At 66.9% G+C, this 16,608-nt stretch carries 11 protein-coding genes and 2 pseudogenes; 11 read left to right on the forward strand and 2 right to left on the reverse strand.

What is annotated here, in order from left to right; translation table 11 throughout:
• From ACHFFZ_RS07930 to ACHFFZ_RS07965, 8 genes and pseudogenes are all read left to right on the forward strand, one after another.
• Positions 1-957 (forward strand): annotated as a pseudogene (locus ACHFFZ_RS07930) (IS21 family transposase); the annotation flags it as partial.
• Positions 954-1,763, forward strand: a complete 810-nt coding sequence (gene istB, locus ACHFFZ_RS07935; RefSeq protein WP_394276110.1) for an IS21-like element helper ATPase IstB — start codon at positions 954-956, stop codon at positions 1,761-1,763. The pseudogene ACHFFZ_RS07930 and the gene istB, both read left to right, overlap by 4 nt.
• A gap of 232 nt (positions 1,764-1,995) precedes the next feature.
• Positions 1,996-2,703 (forward strand): DUF6803 family protein, encoded by a 708-nt coding sequence (locus ACHFFZ_RS07940; RefSeq protein ID WP_027586302.1) that lies wholly within the window; start codon positions 1,996-1,998, stop codon positions 2,701-2,703.
• A 31-nt stretch (positions 2,704-2,734) separates the two neighbouring features.
• Complete coding sequence (locus ACHFFZ_RS07945) at positions 2,735-3,430, forward strand: response regulator transcription factor (RefSeq protein WP_065673967.1); 696 nt, start codon at positions 2,735-2,737, stop codon at positions 3,428-3,430.
• Between the two features lie 53 nt (positions 3,431-3,483).
• Entirely contained in the window at positions 3,484-4,569 is a 1,086-nt protein-coding gene (locus ACHFFZ_RS07950) for a sensor histidine kinase (RefSeq protein ID WP_394276111.1), read from the forward strand.
• A 35-nt stretch (positions 4,570-4,604) separates the two neighbouring features.
• Entirely contained in the window at positions 4,605-6,083 is a 1,479-nt protein-coding gene (locus tag ACHFFZ_RS07955; protein WP_028703847.1) for a multicopper oxidase family protein, read from the forward strand.
• Positions 6,084-6,258: 175 nt separating this feature from the next.
• A complete protein-coding gene (locus ACHFFZ_RS07960) occupies positions 6,259-6,564 on the forward strand; it encodes a hypothetical protein (protein ID WP_040159608.1) in 306 nt (101 codons plus the stop codon).
• Between the two features lie 131 nt (positions 6,565-6,695).
• Complete coding sequence (locus tag ACHFFZ_RS07965; protein WP_394276115.1) at positions 6,696-8,969, forward strand: copper-transporting P-type ATPase; 2,274 nt, start codon at positions 6,696-6,698, stop codon at positions 8,967-8,969.
• Positions 8,970-9,089: 120 nt separating this feature from the next.
• Here ACHFFZ_RS07965 and ACHFFZ_RS07970 read toward each other — a convergent pair.
• A pseudogene (locus ACHFFZ_RS07970) lies at positions 9,090-9,674 on the reverse strand (IS630 family transposase); the annotation flags it as partial.
• A gap of 298 nt (positions 9,675-9,972) precedes the next feature.
• Entirely contained in the window at positions 9,973-13,014 is a 3,042-nt protein-coding gene (locus ACHFFZ_RS07975) for a replicative DNA helicase (protein ID WP_394276112.1), read from the reverse strand.
• 474 nt (positions 13,015-13,488) lie between these two features.
• Between ACHFFZ_RS07975 and ACHFFZ_RS07980 the strand changes: the two genes are divergently transcribed.
• The 3 genes from ACHFFZ_RS07980 to ACHFFZ_RS07990 all read left to right on the forward strand — a co-directional run bounded on the left by ACHFFZ_RS07980 (position 13,489) and on the right by ACHFFZ_RS07990 (position 16,418).
• Positions 13,489-13,785 (forward strand): metal-sensitive transcriptional regulator, encoded by a 297-nt coding sequence (locus ACHFFZ_RS07980; RefSeq protein ID WP_394276113.1) that lies wholly within the window; start codon positions 13,489-13,491, stop codon positions 13,783-13,785.
• 43 nt (positions 13,786-13,828) lie between these two features.
• Positions 13,829-14,038, forward strand: a complete 210-nt coding sequence (locus tag ACHFFZ_RS07985) for a heavy-metal-associated domain-containing protein (RefSeq protein WP_394276114.1) — start codon at positions 13,829-13,831, stop codon at positions 14,036-14,038.
• A 184-nt stretch (positions 14,039-14,222) separates the two neighbouring features.
• The gene (locus tag ACHFFZ_RS07990; RefSeq protein ID WP_394276116.1) at positions 14,223-16,418 is read left to right on the forward strand and encodes a heavy metal translocating P-type ATPase; all 2,196 of its coding nucleotides are present in this window, start codon (positions 14,223-14,225) and stop codon (positions 16,416-16,418) included.
• Positions 16,419-16,608 lie beyond the last annotated feature (190 nt).

Below are 16,608 nucleotides of genomic sequence, written 5' to 3' on the forward strand. Positions count from 1 at the left end.
TACTGTCAGCCCGGCATCGACGGCGCCCATGAGAAGGGCGGTGTCGAGGGCGAGGTCGGATGGTTCCGCAGAAACCACCTCACCCCGATGCCCGAGGTCGCCAGCCTGGACGAACTCAACGACAAGATCCGTGCCTGGGAAGTCGATGACAACACCCGCCGGATCGCCGGCCATGCGAACACGATCGGGCAGGACTACCACGCCGAACTCGACCACCTGGCGCCGTTGCCGGCCGATGACTTCGACCCTGGCCTGATCCTCCACCCGCGCGTCGACCGCTCCGCCCTGATCACCGTCCGCATGGTCAAGTACTCCGTCCCCGCGCACCTGATCGGGCAACGCGTCCGCGTGTCCCTGCGGGCCTCGTGCGTGGTCGTGTTCGAGGGCCGCACCGTGGTCGCCACCCATCCCCGCCTCGGCACCCGTGGCGTGACCCGGGTCGAGCTGGACCACTACCTCGAGGTCCTGCGCCACAAGCCCGGCGCGTTCCCCGGCTCCACCGCCCTCGCGCAGGCCCGCGCCGCCGGAGCATTCACCGCAGCCCACGACGCGTTCTGGGCCGCGGCCCGCAAGACCAGCGGCGACGTCGCCGGGACCCAAGCGTTGATCGACGTGCTCCTGCTCCACCGATCCCTCCCCGCCGAGGCGGTGATCGCCGGCATCACCTCGGCCCTGTCGGTGGGCGCGATCAGCCCCGACGTCGTCGCCGTCGAAGCCCGCCGCCACGCCACCAGTCACACACCCGCAACTCCGGCCGCCCCGGCCCGTGGTGGGACGGTCGTGAACCTGCCACCACGGCGCCCCACCGACCCGCACCAGGTCATCGCGCAGCTACCCGAAGACACCCGCCCCCTGCCCACCGTCACCGCCTACGACGAACTCCTCCACCGCCGCCAACCCGACCCCACCCCGGCCAGCGCCGAAGTCCACCACCACACCCAGACAGGAACCCCATGACCACCAGCACCAGCAACCGCCAGGGCGGTCTTTGCCGCCGTCACAGCCTCACCGAACAAGCCGCCCAGGCCGCGATCGACCAGGCCTGCCGCCGCCTACGACTGCCCACCATCCGGTCCGTCGTCGATGAGGCGATCACCACCGCCACCAAGGAACAACTCACCTACCAGGGCTTCCTCGCCGAGCTGCTCCTGGCCGAGGTCGACGACCGTGACCGGCGCTCCACCCTGCGCCGTATCAAGAGCGCCGGATTCCCGCGCGAGAAGTGGCTGGCCGACTTCGACTTCACCGCGAACCCGAACATCAACCCCGCCACCATCAACGAGCTCGCCACCGGCGACTGGATCCGCCGCGGCGACCCGCTGTGCCTGATCGGGGACTCCGGCACCGGCAAGTCCCACCTGCTCATCGCACTCGGCACCGCCGCCGCAGAACAGGGCTACCGCGTCCGCTACACCCTCGCAACCCGCCTGGTGAACGAGCTCGTCGAGGCCGCTGACGAGAAGCAACTCACCAAGACCATCAACCGCTACGGAAGAGTGGATCTCCTGGTCATTGACGAGCTCGGCTACATGGAGCTCGACCGGAGCGGCGCCGAGCTGTTGTTCCAGGTCCTCACAGAGCGGGAGGAGAAGAACGCCATCGCGATCGCGTCCAACCAGTCCTTCTCCGCCTGGACCGACACCTTCACTGACCCCAGGCTCTGTGCAGCGATCGTCGACCGCCTCACCTACAACGCCACCATCATCGAGACCGGAACCAACTCCTATCGCCTCGCCCACACGCGAGCTCGCCAGACTCTGTGACTCGACGGGTCATGGCGTGGCCATCGAGAGCAGTGCACGGCAGAGAGGCGGCCGAACCGAGTGCCGGTCGACTTCTGGTGGGTTTCTGTGCCACTGCGGGTACTGCACAGGTCCGGGGCATCGATGGTCCGGACGGGGGAGGTGGGTGACAGCCGGTGTTCGCGGTGGATCTTGATCATTTCTTCACACTGTCTTGCTCGTGGCTCGACATGCCGCCTGGAGGCTTGGCGGCATGACGACGAATGAATCCTCATCCCTGGCTCGTGGGTCCCTCGCATTCCTGGGAATTGCCAGCGTGGCCGCGGTCGGGCTGGCCCTGGCCGTGCCCGACCTGACTGCTGGCTCGGGCATGGCTGGCATGGCGATGACCCACTACATGGAACTTCTCGCGGTGCGGCAACCGTGGAACCTGCTGTTGTTCATGGCCCTCCCGGTCATCCTGGCCGAGACCTTGGCGATCACGGAACTGGTCATGCTGCTGGGGCGCCGCAATGACCGGCCCGCAGCCCCGTGGGTGGCGAGGCTCAGTCGGGCTGCTGGCCTGCTCGCCGGTCCCGTGTGGGTCTTCATCGGGACGCACCTGATGGTCCACGCGGTGGTGCCCTTGACCATGAATGGGGGATGGCGCGGCCCGGCTGATGTCATCGCGGTCCTCAGCTACCTGGTCGGTGGCCTGCCCATGCTCGTGATCAGTCTCCTCGAGGCGGGGGTCCTGGGCCGCAGTAGTGAGAACCGTCTGCGGATGCACGTGGCGATGGTGGCGGCCTTCCTCGTGGTGGCCCACGTGGCGATGATCTTCGGGATGGTCGATCCGGCAGTCCTGGGAGGTGACACGTCGTCGAGCGTCATGACCCATGACATGGGTGGCATGTCCGGCATGAACCACGACATGGGCAGCATGAACCACAACATGTCCCCGTCCTCGCAACCGACGAGGTGACGCCTGCTGGGTCTCGTGGTGAGGTGGAGCCATGAGCGATGTGGCGCGCACTTCGGTGCTGGTGGTCGACGACGAACCGGTGCTGGCCGGCACGGTGAAGAACTACCTGGAACGGGCCGGCATGGCCGCAGACACCTGTGCAGACGGGAACGAGGCGGTGTCGCGGATCCGGGAGGAGCAGCCGGATGTCGTCATCCTCGACCTCGGCCTTCCGGGCCTCGACGGAGTGGAGGTCTGTCGCAAGGTGCGCACCTTCAGCGACTGCTACGTCCTGATGCTGACCGCGCGAGCTGACGAGGTGGACATGCTCATCGGGTTGTCCGTGGGCGCGGATGACTACCTCACCAAGCCCTTCAGCCCGCGCGAACTCGTCGCACGCGTCCAGGTGATGCTGCGTCGCCCGAGATCCACGGCTTCGGCATCCGTCGCCCGCAGGATCGGGGAACTGGTGGTGCATCCCGACTCGCGCGAGGCTTTCATGGATGGTGTGGCGGTGGACCTGACACGCACCGAGTTCGACCTGCTGAAGGCGCTGTCCGCGCATCCCGGACGTGTGTTGAGCCGGCGTCAGCTCACGGACATGGTCTGGGGCGAGGACTGGGTCGGCGACGACCATCTGGTCGATGTCCACGTGGCACACCTTCGCAAGAAGCTGGGTGAGGAGGCCGCCGATCCCCGCTACGTGCTGACTGTGCGGGGCGTGGGCTACCGGATGGGCCGAGGCTGATGGGAGGACGGCCATCAGAGCTGTGGCCCGGGTTGTCGTGGGGTCGACGGCTGGTGTGGACCCAGTTCGCCGTCCTGGTCACCATGAGCGTCACGCTGGTCCTGACCGCCCTGGAGATGGGCCCGCCGTTGTTCAAGAAGCACATGGCCGAGGCCGGGCACACCCAGCCCATGGTGCTGGACCATGCCGAGCGTGCCTTCCATGACGCCGGTGCGGCCTCCCTGGGATTGGGACTTGCCGCCGCGATGATGATCGCGGCGGTGACGTCATGGGTGCTGAACCGCAGCCTCATCCGAGGGCTGGATGCCTTGGCCGAGGGGGCTGAGAGGGTCGCGCACGGCAACTACGACGACCCCGTGCGCATGCCGCCACTGGGGCGCGAACTCGAATCCGTGGCCCATGAGTTCAACCGGATGGCGGCCCAGATCGCGGCCACGGAGGCCACCCGACGACGCATGTTGACCGATCTTGGCCATGAGCTGCGAACGCCCCTGTCCGTGACGCGGGTGACGCTCGAGAGCCTCCAGGACGGAGTCGCCGTGTATGGGCCGGAGGTCCTTGAGGTCCTCCAACGCCAGAACGAGCGCATCACGGCGCTGGCGGCCGACATCTCCGAGGTCTCCAGGGCAGAGGAGGGGCGGATCCCCTTGGAACTACGGCTGACCCGCATCGATGACCTGGTGGAATCGGCGGTCACCTCGTGTGCGAAAGCCTGTGCCGAGGCAGGTATCCAGCTGGTGACCCGTGGCAACTGCCCCGTGGAGGTGGATGTCGACCCTGCACGCATCGGCCAGGTCCTGGACAACCTGCTGCGCAACGCCGTCCAGCACACGCCACGCGGGGGTGAGGTATGTGTGACGAGCTGGTCTGACACGGACTCGGTGTCCATCCAGGTCAGCGACACCGGCGCAGGCATACCCGCCGGTGAGGTGCCCCACGTCTTCGAACGCTTCTTCCACCAAGGATCACGCAGGGTCCGTGACGTCGACGGCGGAACCGGAGTCGGCCTGACCATCGCCAGAGCCGTCGCCCGGGCACATGGGGGCGACGTGCTGGCGGCCAGTCCGGGGGTGGGCTGCGGTGCGTCGTTCACCCTGGTGCTGCCACGAAGTCTTGATCGAATCTCCACACTTCCCTGACCCGGTCACAATGCGGGGCGGGAAGAGTCGTGGGCATGAACACGATCACTCGCCGACAGGCCTTGCTCGCCGGCCTCGGCCTGGCATCCACCAGCGCCCTGGCTGCATGCGGCGCCAAGCAGCCCTCCCCGGCCAGCACCACCCCGGCCACATGGGCCATCCCGACCCAGACACCACTCGCCACCCCGGCCGGGGCGACGACCGTCACCCACACCCTGACCCCGCGCCCTGTCACCTTGGACCTGGGCGGTGTCCTGGCCAAGACCTGGGCCTACACCGACGAACTCGACGGGAACGTCCTGCGCGGCAAGGCGGGCGACCTGTTCCGGGTCACGGTCGACAACCAGCTCCCCACAGCCACCTCGGTGCACTGGCACGGCATTGCCCTGCGCAACGCCTCCGACGGTGTGCCTGGTGTCACTCAGGACCCCATCGCCGCCAAGAGTGCCTTCACCTACGAGTTCGTCGCACCCCATGCCGGAACCTACTTCTTCCATCCCCACAGCGGAGTCCAGATCGACCGGGGGCTGTACGCTCCCCTCGTGCTGGACGACCCACGCGATCCGGGCGACCACGACGCGGAATGGGTCCTGGTCCTGGATGACTGGACCGATGGGGTTGGCAAGTCACCGGATGCGATCTTCGCCGACTTCAAGGCCAACAGCGGCCCCCTGTCCCAAGGAATGAACCACGACATGGGAGGCATGGACCACGGCAGTTCCCCCTTGGGCGATGCCGGAGACGTGAGCTACCCGCACTACGTCGTCAACGGCCGGATCCCGGCCGCACCGCGCACCCTCACGGCACGCCCCGGGGACAAGGTCCGGCTACGGCTCATCAATGCCGGAGCCGACACGATCTTCAAGGTCGGCCTGTCCGGGCACCGACTCACCATCACCCACGCCGACGGTTTCGCCGTGCAGCCGGTCGAGGCGACGGCCATCTACCTCGCCATGGGAGAAAGGATCGACGCCACCGTCACCGTCGGCGACGGCGTCTTCGTGCTGCAGGCCGCCCCCGAGGGCAAGACCGGTACTCCCGCCCGCGCCATCGTCAAGACCGGCGCCGGCAGCATTCCGCCGGCCACCACCCGAATCCCCGAACTCGGAGGAAAGGCTGCCCTGGGCACCGCCCTGCGCGCCGCCGACGCAGCCAAGCTGCCCGACAAGGAACCGGAGCAGACCCTCGAGGTCCAGCTCAACGGCCAGATGAAGCCCTACGCCTGGGGCATCAACGGCAAGAAGTTCGGTGAGGACACACCCCTGTCGATCAGCCCGGGACAGCGGGTCCGGATGCGGATGACGAACATGACGATGATGGCCCACCCGATGCACATCCACGGCCACACTTGGTCCCTGCCGGGCAGCAACGGACTGCGCAAGGACACCGTGCTGCTGCTGCCCATGCAGACCATCGAGGCCGACCTGCAGGCCGACAACCCCGGAGCCTGGATGCTGCACTGCCATAACATCTACCACGCCGAGATTGGCATGATGACCAGCCTGCGCTACTGACCCCAGCCCACGCCGATGCGGTTCCCGCGTCACCCCGGGAACCGCACCGCCGCATGCCCGCACATGCCTCCGACGTCTTGGTCAAACCTTCATCATTTGCCCCGGTCCAGCTTCATGGACGCTCGACAGTCTGGATGGTGACGGCAGCCAGCCACACACGACGAAGGAGACCACCATGTACACAAGCCCCACCCAGCTCAACCGCAGTGACAGCGACGCTCCCCGCCCCGCCGCCGACCCGGTACTCGAGCCCGTGCAGCACCGGCACGACCCGAAGATGACAGGCCACGGCAAGAGCCACCACTGGATGCACCTGCTGATGTGTGCCCCGATGCTGCTCATCGTGGCCGGATACCTGTGGACAGGTCGTGCCAGCCTCGCCGCAGGCGGCGTCATGGCCGCCGTCATCCCCGCCCTCGGCTGCGTAGTGATGATGTGGCTCATGATGCGGATGATGAACCACGGGGCCGATCACCACTGAGCCAAGAACCTCGCACCACGCGCCCACCAGCACCACAGAGCACCACCACTCAACGGACGAGGAAGACCATGACCAGCCCTACCCCACCCGACGAGCCCATCACGGCTGAAGGGGACTCCTTCACCTGCCCCATGCACCCCGAGGTCACCAGTGACCACCCTGGCCGCTGCCCCAAGTGCGGCATGTTCCTCCAACCGGACGGACAGCCCCCCGCGCCAGCAGCACACCAGCACACCCACCCCGGGCAGCCTGCTGCCCACCAAGAGCACGGCGGGCAAAGCGCCCCGCCATCACAGGCCGACACCGGCCCACGCGATGGCGGATGGACCTGCCCCATGCACCCCGAGATCCGGCAGGATGGGCCGGGCGAGTGCCCGATCTGTGGCATGGCGCTCGAACCGGTCTCGGTGGGCGTCCACGACGGACCCAACCCAGAGCTGGCAGACATGCGCCGCCGTCTCCGCGTGGCAGCCGTGCTCAGCCTGCCCCTGGTGGTGCTGGCGATGGTCCCGGCCCTGGCCGTCGGGGCGTGGGTGCCCTGGGTCGAACTCGCGCTGTCCACCCCCGTGGTGTGGTGGGCCGGGTGGCCATTCTTCGCACGTGGCGCCCGATCAGTGGCCAGCCGGCACCTCAACATGTTCACCCTCGTCAGCCTCGGTGTGGGTGCCGCGTGGTTCTACAGTGTGGTCGCCGTCCTGGCCCCGGGGATCTTCCCGGCCATCATGCGTGATGACGGTGGCCGGGTCGGCGTCTACTTCGAGGCCGCCGCCGTGATCATCACCCTGGTGCTGCTGGGGCAGGTACTCGAACTGCGGGCACGCGACCAGACCTCGGGTGCCATCCGCGCCCTGCTGGACCTGTCGCCAGCCACCGCGCACCGCATCAACCCCGACGGAGAAGAAGAGGAAGTGCCATCCGCGGACCTGCAGGTCGGCGACCATTGCCGGGTCCGCCCCGGTGAGAAGATCCCAGCAGACGGCATCGTGGTCGACGGCCACGCCTACGTCGACGAATCCATGATCACCGGCGAGCCGGTACCTGTTGACAAGAACCCCGGCGACCGTGTGATCGGCGGCACCATCACCAGCGGCGGCAGCCTGGTCATCGAGGCCACCGGCCTGGGCGCCGACTCGACCCTGGCCCGCATCGTCGACCTCGTGTCCCAGGCGCAACGTTCCCAAGCCCCCATCCAAGGGCTCGTCGACAAGATCTCCGCTGTGTTCGTGCCGGTCGTGATCGGCATCGCACTGATCACCTTCGCCGTCTGGGCCACGGTCGGGCCACAGCCCCGGCTACCGTTCGCGATCGTTGCTGCAGTGTCCGTGCTCATCATCGCCTGCCCTTGCGCGCTTGGCCTTGCCACACCCATGTCCATCATGGTCGGGGTTGGTCGCGGAGCCCGCGATGGCGTCCTGGTCAAGAACGCCGAAGCACTCGAACGACTGCAGAAGATCGACACCCTGGTGATCGACAAGACCGGGACCCTGACCCAGGGCCATCCCAGCCTCGTCGACCAGAAGGTCGTCGCCGGCCACCACGCCGAGATCGTGCTGGCCATGGCGGCCGCTGTCGAGTCCGGGTCCGAACATCCCTTGGCCCGCGCGATCGTCGACGCGGCGCGAGAACGCGACGTCACCGTACCGACCGCCACTGCATTCACCGCCCGCCCGGGTGGCGGCGTCGAAGCATTGGTCGACGGTCACCAGGTCATGGTCGGCAGCCCTGCCTTCCTCACGACCCAGCATGCCGACACGACCCCCCTGACCGACGACATCGACGCCTTCCGTCGCCAAGGAGCCACTGCCGTCATCGTGACTGTCGATGGTCAGCCTGCAAGCATCCTGGCCATCGCCGACCCACTCAAGCCCACCACCGCCCAGGCCATCGACGACCTACGTCACCGTGGCATGCGGATCGTGATGCTGACCGGGGACAACGCCACCACCGCCCACGCCATCGCCGACGAGCTCCACATCGACGAGGTGATCGCGGACGTGCTTCCGGATCAGAAGCATGGGCACGTCCAGCGGTTCCAGGAGCAAGGTCACACGGTCGCGATGGCCGGTGACGGCGTCAACGACGCCCCTGCCCTGGCCGGGGCGGACGTTGGCGTCGCCATGGGCACCGGGACCGACGTCGCCATCGAGAGCGCAGACGTGACCCTCCTCGGCGGCGACCTCGCAGCCCTGGTCAAGGCCCGCGACCTGTCCGTCGACACTATGCGCAACATCAAGCAGAACCTGCTGTTCGCATTCATCTACAACGTCGTCGGCATTCCGATCGCCGCGGGAGTGCTCTACCCCGCCTTCGGCTGGCTGTTGTCCCCGATGATCGCCGCAGCCGCCATGGCCCTCAGTTCGGTGAGCGTCATCACCAACTCCCTGCGCCTGCGCCGACACCACTGACATGAACTGCCCCCCATAAGCTGCCCGGAGTTCACTCTGGGTTGGCTTCTCGCACCCAACCGGGGCCCAGCCAGACCGACAACCCGGGGCCAAATGAAGTTGACATAGCCAATCTGGGTGGGGCTGCATCGGCAACGTCTTCTGGGTGCGATCGAGGGCTTGGATCTGGGACTTCTCATCCACGCACAACACCACGGCATCCTCCGGCGGCGCCAGATAGAGCCCGACGACGTCGGTGACCTTGGCGACCAGCTCGGGGTCGGTGGAGAACGTGAACGTGCCGCTGCGCCACGGCTGTACCCCGTACTCGCGCCACGCTCGTGCGATGGTCGCGTTGCCCACGCCGAGATGGGCGGCCAGCAGTCGGCTCGACCAGTGCGTCACGCCGTACTTGTTGGGCGGCGGCATCAATGTGGTGGCCACGATCGCTCGGTGGTCCAGCCGACGCGGCCGACCAGAGCGCGGCGCATCGGCCAGGCCGGCCATGCCCCGCTCGGCGTAGCGCCTGCGCCAGGCCAGCACCGTGTTCTTCGACACCTGCAGCTGCTCAGCGATCCGCTCATTCGCCACGCCGTCCGCGGCCGCCAGCACGATCCTGGCCCGCATCACCGCACCCGCCTGCGCCGTTCGCGACCGCGTCAACGACTCCAACCGCGCACGATCACCTTCACGCAGACCCAACGGCGGGGCAGGAGAATTGGCCATGACCCATTCTCCCAAACACCAATCATTCAAGAACTAACGACACGCCGCACTAGTTGGAGCTCAGCCGTTGAGTTCGATCGGAAGTTCGTGGTCTTGATGCGGCACACCCACGGCGCCGGGGGCAGGGGCAGCGTTTCTGCGGGAACTCTGGGACGTGTCGGCGCCATCGCGGGCCTCCTGGTGGTGGGAGAGAGGGCCAATAACCAATGGTCAGTTTCTAAGGTTTCTCATATGAAACAAATTTGAGGCGGTGTGCAATCTTCCCTGCATCTCGACAATCTCGACAGACATCGACGGCTCAGTGCTGCATGTCCACGAAGCGCGAGTAGTGGCCCTGGAAGGCGGTCACGACGGTGTCGGTGCGGCCATTTCGGTGCTTGGCGACGATCAGGTCCGCCTCGCCGGCACGGCTGGATTCCTTGTCATACACGTCATCGCGGTGCAGAAGGATCACCATGTCCGCATCCTGCTCGAGACTGTTGTGGACGACGATGCCGTCGGCGATGAAGTTGTGGGTGCCCAGGACGGTGGCGTCATAGACCGGCGCCTCACCGATGGGTTTGATGGAGGCGATCTGGTCCCAGTAGACATCGCTGGCGGCGTGCGCGGCGAGGGTCGCGTCCTCCAGGACAGCGGCGACCCGCGCCAGACGGGCTCGGCCTGGGGCATGTTTCCACTGCGTCGAACCGCAGAACTGTGTCCCCATCGCTGCCGCGAAATGGCGATGCGTCATCCCTGCTAGGGCGAGTTCACCACGGACGTGCTGCCACACCTCCACCGGGATGGTGTCGAGATTGGTGTTGGGCTTCACATTCCGCAGCTCTTCGAGGACCTTGGCTGCGTGCGCACCACGTGTCCCATGGACCCCGATCAGTTCACAGAAGGCGCGTTGCTGTTCGGCGCCATTGATGATCAGGTGGTGGTCATCCCGGCAGCTTGCCTTTCGCACCACCTTGATCCACGCGACGATTCCCACACGGAGGAGGAGACGGGCCAAATCGTCCACCAGGCGTCGACTGGTGCTGGCGTAGTAGATGCGTCCTTGCCCCGCTGTCGCGTCCCAGCGAACTGATCCATCCGTTGCCCAGATGTGCCGCAGGAACAGGCGAACCTGCTCGGTGGGTGCTTGGAAGACACACGGCGGCACGAACTTCTCGTGGCTTCGCAGTCCAAACAGGCCGAGACCGTCCAGCCAGGCGGCGATGGGATTGCGGCGCCCGTGAGTGAGGCGGTAGGGCGCCGGCAGGCGGAGGGTCGTGACGCGAGCTGCCGCGTACTCGTCGCGCACCGGGGTGATCCCGAATCGTCGAGACGCCGCATCTCCAACGGCCTTCAAGTTCTCTTCGTCGAGGGAGGCATAGCGGATCGGCTGTCGCTCGACGAAGGGTCCGTCGCCCAGGAGATGAGCCAACAGGACAATCTCGTCCTCATCCATGTGCTGCGGGGACAGCGGCTCGGGGTTGCTGCGCGGAGTTGCCAGACGGGTGCCCACGGCCAGCTCCCCCAGAGGCATCCAGCCACCCCAGGTGAGGAAGGGGTGGTTCGCTGTGGCCTCGATCGTGCGACCGGAGGTCATCGTCATCCGGTAGACCGGCTTGGTCCCGCTGGGGAAGGCGTGCGTCATTGTCGCCGGCACCAGCTGCTGCTTCTCGTCCATGGACCACACGGGAATGTCGGTGCTGCCCGACTCCAAGAGCTCCCCCATGGTGATCTCGGCACCCGTGTCTGCCCTGAGGACGCGCGTGCTGGCCGTCAGACAACCGGACTCGCGAAGGTCGGAGAGCATCGGCTTCTTGTCGGTGCGCTGCTCGGGACCACGGTTGAGCTGGGAGAGCGCGATCACGGGGATCTCGAGCTCCTTGGCGAGCAGCTTGATCTGGCGGCTGAACTCGCTGACCTCGAGCTGGCGGCTCTCGACCTTCTTGCCGGAGCTCATCAGCTGCATGTAGTCGATGATCACCAGCTTGAGGTCGTGGCGCTGCTTGAGCCGTCGGGCCTTGGCGCGGATCTCCATCATGGTCAGGTTGGGGGAGTCGTCGATGAAGAAGGGCGCCTCGGAGACCATCGGCGTCTTGCGCACCACGCGCGCCCAGTCCTCCTCGGTCATCTTGCCGCCACGAATGTGGTTCAGCGGCACCTGGGCCTCGGCCGAGAGCAGGCGCATGACGATCTCGGTCTGGCTCATCTCGAGGGAGAAGAAGGCCGTGGTCAGCTTGTGCTTGATGGCCGCCGCGCGGGCGAAGTCCAGAGCCAGGGTGGAGTTGTGGGTGGGGACCATCGACTCGGACGCCAGGTACAGGTGCGAGGGATCGTCGATCTGCACGCAGCGGACAGGGACGGAGTCCACGGCCACGACCTGTGACACCGTGAAGGACTTGTTCGGGGCGCCGACCTTCGACATGCCGAGCGGGGACTGATCAGCCAGCTCGCTGGTCAGGCACGAACCCCCTGCAACCAGGGGCCATTCGTGCTGGGCATCGGCGACGATCTCGGTGCCGTCGCTGAAGGTGAGCCGATAGCAGGGGCGGTCCTCCATCACCTCCGTGGCGGCAACCACTCGAGTGGGCCGGCCGTCGGCGGTGAGCAATTCGTCGCCGACCTGCACCTCGCCCATCGTGGTCCACCCGGTGGGCGTTGGCAGCTTGGTGTCCAGCGCCAGTGCCTTGCCCACGGCAGGCCTGGCGGCAATGATGATCATCTGCCCGGCGTGGAGGCCGTTGGTGAGGTCGTCGAGCTCGGCGAAGCCGGTGGGCACGCCGCTCATCTCGCCGCCACGGTTGGCGATGGATTCGATCTCGTCGATCGCCGGCTCGATCAGGACGCTCAGCGGCTTGTAGTCGTCGCTGGTCTTGCCCTCGCTCACCTCGTAGATGGTCTGCTGGGCCGCATCGACGATGTCGGTGACGTCGCCCTGGCCCTGGTAGCCCATCTGGGCGATCTTGATGGAGGCCTCCACCAGGCGTCGCAGGACGGCCTTGTCGCGCACGATCTCGGCGTAGTAGCCGGCATTGGCGGCAATCGACACGCTCGCCAACAGGTCGGCCAGATAGACGTGGCCGCCCACGCGCTGGATCTCGCCGCGCTTGCCCAGCTCGTCGGCCACCGTCACGGGGTCGGCCGGCTCACCGCGCCCGTACAGGTCGAGGATGGCGTCGTAGATGAGTTCGTGCGCGGGCCGGTAGAAGTCACGTCCCTTGAGCACCTCGACGACGTCGGCGATGGCGTCCTTGCTCATCAGCATGGCGCCCAGGACGCTCTGCTCGGCGGCCACGTCCTGGGGCGGGGTGCGGTCGATGCCGCCCGCACCCTCATTGCGCGGCCCGTCGTACTGCTCGCTCATCCTGCCTCCTGGTCCGTGTCCCACCAGTGTGGCGGACGGCGCCGACACTTCTGCCGCCCCCAACCTAGCCCTGTGGACAGCGCCCCTCAAAGTGGGTCATCCACCGAGTTGTCCACAGCCCATGTGGACAGGCTGGGGACAGGTGTGGACGCACAGTGTGCACCTGTGGAGAACGGATGGTGAACGAAATCGGATTCGATCAGACGCCCGACATAAGACCAGTTGGCTAGCTGGTATGGCGATTTTTGCCATGAATCGACAAATTCCGAAGGTCAACTGAGGTGAACAAGGGCATTTGCACTCCCAGCTGAGGTGTGCACCTTCCACGGCCCATCCACGTTGTCCACAGGAGTTGTCCACAGGGGTGTGTGGATGGAGGAAGATCCTCAGGCCCCGGCTGGGGACAACGCCTGGACGCGATCCTTTGGTACTCCCCGACTTGCCTCGATACCCATGGGGGGTACAGTTAGTGTCATGGATCACTCGCAGGGCCACGGCTACATCGGCAACAAGGATGCCTACCTCAAGCGCCTCAAGCGCATCGAGGGGCAGGCGCGTGGCCTGCAGAAGATGGTCGACGAGGAGAAGTACTGCATCGACATCCTCACTCAGATCTCGGCCATGACCAGCGCGCTCGAATCCGTCGCGCTCGGCCTGCTCGACGAGCACCTCAACCACTGCGTGCGGCACGCCGCCGAAGAGGGTGGGGCCGTGGCCGACGAGAAGATCCACGAGGCCAGCCAGGCGATCGCCCGTCTGGTCCGCAGCTGACCCCGGTCAGTCCGCACCCGGACACCAACCACAGGAGCACACCATGATCACCAACTACACCGTCTCCGGCATGACCTGCGAGCACTGCGTCAACCACGTCACCGAGGAGGTCGGCGCCCTCGACGGCGTCCAGTCCGTCGACGTGAAGCTCGACGGCGGCACCATGGCCGTCACCAGCGACTCCGAGGTCGACTTCGCCAAGATCACCGAGGCCGTCGCCGAGGCCGGCGACTACACCGTCGCCAAGGCCTGATCCGCCGCACACCCCGCCACCCCCGGGTGGCCCGCAGGTGTCCGGCGCCCCGCCATCCCAAACTCCGGCGCGCCGGACACCACCCACCCTCCGAGGAAGCACCACAGTGACCACCTCCGCCCAGGTATCCACCGACGAACGCACCACCGACCAGCGCCAGTCCATCGAGCTCGACCTGCAGGGCATGACCTGCGCCTCCTGCGCCGCGCGCATCGAGAAGAAGCTCAACAGGGTCGACGGCGTGCGCGCCAATGTCAACTACGCCACCGAGAAGGTGCACCTGCTGGCCCCGCCCGAGGTCACCGTCCCGGAACTGATCACGGTGGTGGAGAAGGCCGGCTACGGCGCCTCGGTGCCGGTTCCGGACGCCCCACCGGTCGACCACGCCCGAGACCTGAAGCTGCGCATGATCCGCTCCTTCATCTGGTCCGTCCCCGTCGTGCTGATGGCGATGGTCCCGCCGATGCAGGTGGCCGGCTGGCAGTGGTTCAGCTGGGTCCTCGCCACCCCCGTGGTCTTCTGGTGCGGCTGGCCCTTCCACAAGGCCGCCTTCGTCAACGCCCGCCACGGCACCGCCACCATGGACACCCTGGTGAGCCTGGGAACGTTGGCCTCCTACTTCTACAGCGTCTACTCGCTCTTCTTCAGCTACGCCGGCTACATCCCCTACAAGCACGACTTCGAACTGCACCTGGGCCACCAGTCGCCGGCCGGCAACATCTACTTCGAGAGCGCCGTGGTCATCATCAGCTTCCTGCTGCTGGGCCGCTGGATCGAGGCCCGTAGCCGCCAGGAGGCCGGCGCCGCCCTGCGCTCCCTGCTGGAGATGGGGGCCAAGGACGTCCGCGTGCTGCGCGACGGCAAGGAAGTGCTCGAACCGATCGAGCTGCTCGCCGAGGGTGACGTCTTCGTCGTGCGCCCAGGCGAGAAGGTGGCCACCGACGGCGTCGTCGTTGAGGGCGCCAGCAGCGTGGACAATTCCATGATCACCGGCGAGTCGGTGCCCGTCGAGGTGGGCGTCGACGACGCGGTCATCGGTGCCACCATGAACACCGACGGCCGCCTGCTGGTGCGGGCCACCGCCGTGGGCCGCGACACCCAGCTGGCCCAGGTCAGCCGCCTGGTGGAGGAGGCACAGACCGGCAAGGCCCAGGCACAGCGCCTGGCCGACAAGATCTCGGGCATCTTCGTCCCGATCGTCCTGGTGATCGCCCTGGCCTGCTTCATCGGCTACTTCCTGGTGATGAAGACCGGCATCGCCTTCGCCTTCACCACCGCCGTCGCCGTGCTGATCATCGCCTGCCCCTGCGCGCTGGGCCTGGCCACCCCGGTGGCCCTGCTGGCCGGCACCGGACGCGGCGCCCAGCTGGGCATCGTGATCCGCGGCCCGCAGACGCTGGAGAGCGCCCGCCGGGTCGGCACCGTCATCATGGACAAGACTGGCACCATCACCTCCGGCGAGATGAACGTGGCGGAAGTCACCGCCGCCCCCGGGACCGACCGCGACGAGCTGGTGCGCATCGCCGGTGCCATCGAGGGCCACTCCGAGCACCCGATTGCCCAGGCCATCCACCGCCACGCCAGCAACCAGACGTCGGGACCCGCCCCCGCGGTCGAGGAGTTCACCAACCAGCCCGGGCGCGGCGTGCAGGCCGTCGTCGACGGGCACCTCACCCTGGCCGGCAACCACGCCCTGATGGAGGCCAATGGCATCGAGCTGCCGAGCGAGCTGGACAGCGCCTTCGAGGCCGGATCTGAGCTCGGCCGCACCGTCATCCTGGTGGCCTGGGACGGCAGGGCCCGCGGCGCCATCGCCGTCAGCGACACGATCAAGCCCACCAGCAAGCGGGCCATCTCGGAGCTGAAGAAGATGGGACTTCGCACCGTCATGCTCACCGGCGACAACGAGCGCGCGGCCCATGCGATGGCCGACGGCCTGGACATCGACGAGGTGCATGCCGGGGTGCTGCCCGCCGACAAGGTACGCGTCGTGGAACAGGCGCAGCAGGGCGGCGGCTCGGCCAATGACCAGGTGGCCATGGTGGGTGACGGTGTGAACGACGCCGCGGCCCTCACCCGGGCAGACCTGGGCATTGCGATGGGCTCGGGCACGGATGCGGCGATCGCCGCGAGCGACATCACGCTGATGCGCTCCGACCTGATGCTCGCCGTCGACTCGATCCGCCTGAGCCGCAAGACCCTGGCGACGATCAAGTCGAACCTGTTCTGGGCCTTCTTCTACAACGTGGTGGCGATCCCCTTCGCCGCAGCGGGTTACATGAATCCGATGTTCGCCGGTGTCGCGATGGCCTTCAGCTCTGTCTTTGTGGTGCTCAACAGCCTGCGGCTACGTGCCTTCCGGCCTCTGGCGGTCCACTGACGAACTCTCACCCCCCGGTATGGTGGACAAGTCAACTACCCTCACCTGCCCGTCGGCCCGCGTCACCCGGACAATCACCCATTCCTGGCAGGTGGCTGAGGCAATGGGTGACACGATGGATTCAGCGGAGCCTCGAAATTACTCGGGGGAGTGGCGAGCCTCCGGACAAGGCCGGAAGTCGGCGCAGAAG

Origin of the sequence: Luteococcus sp. (genome assembly GCF_043424415.1) — a bacterium.
Lineage (GTDB): Bacteria > Actinomycetota > Actinomycetes > Propionibacteriales > Propionibacteriaceae > Luteococcus.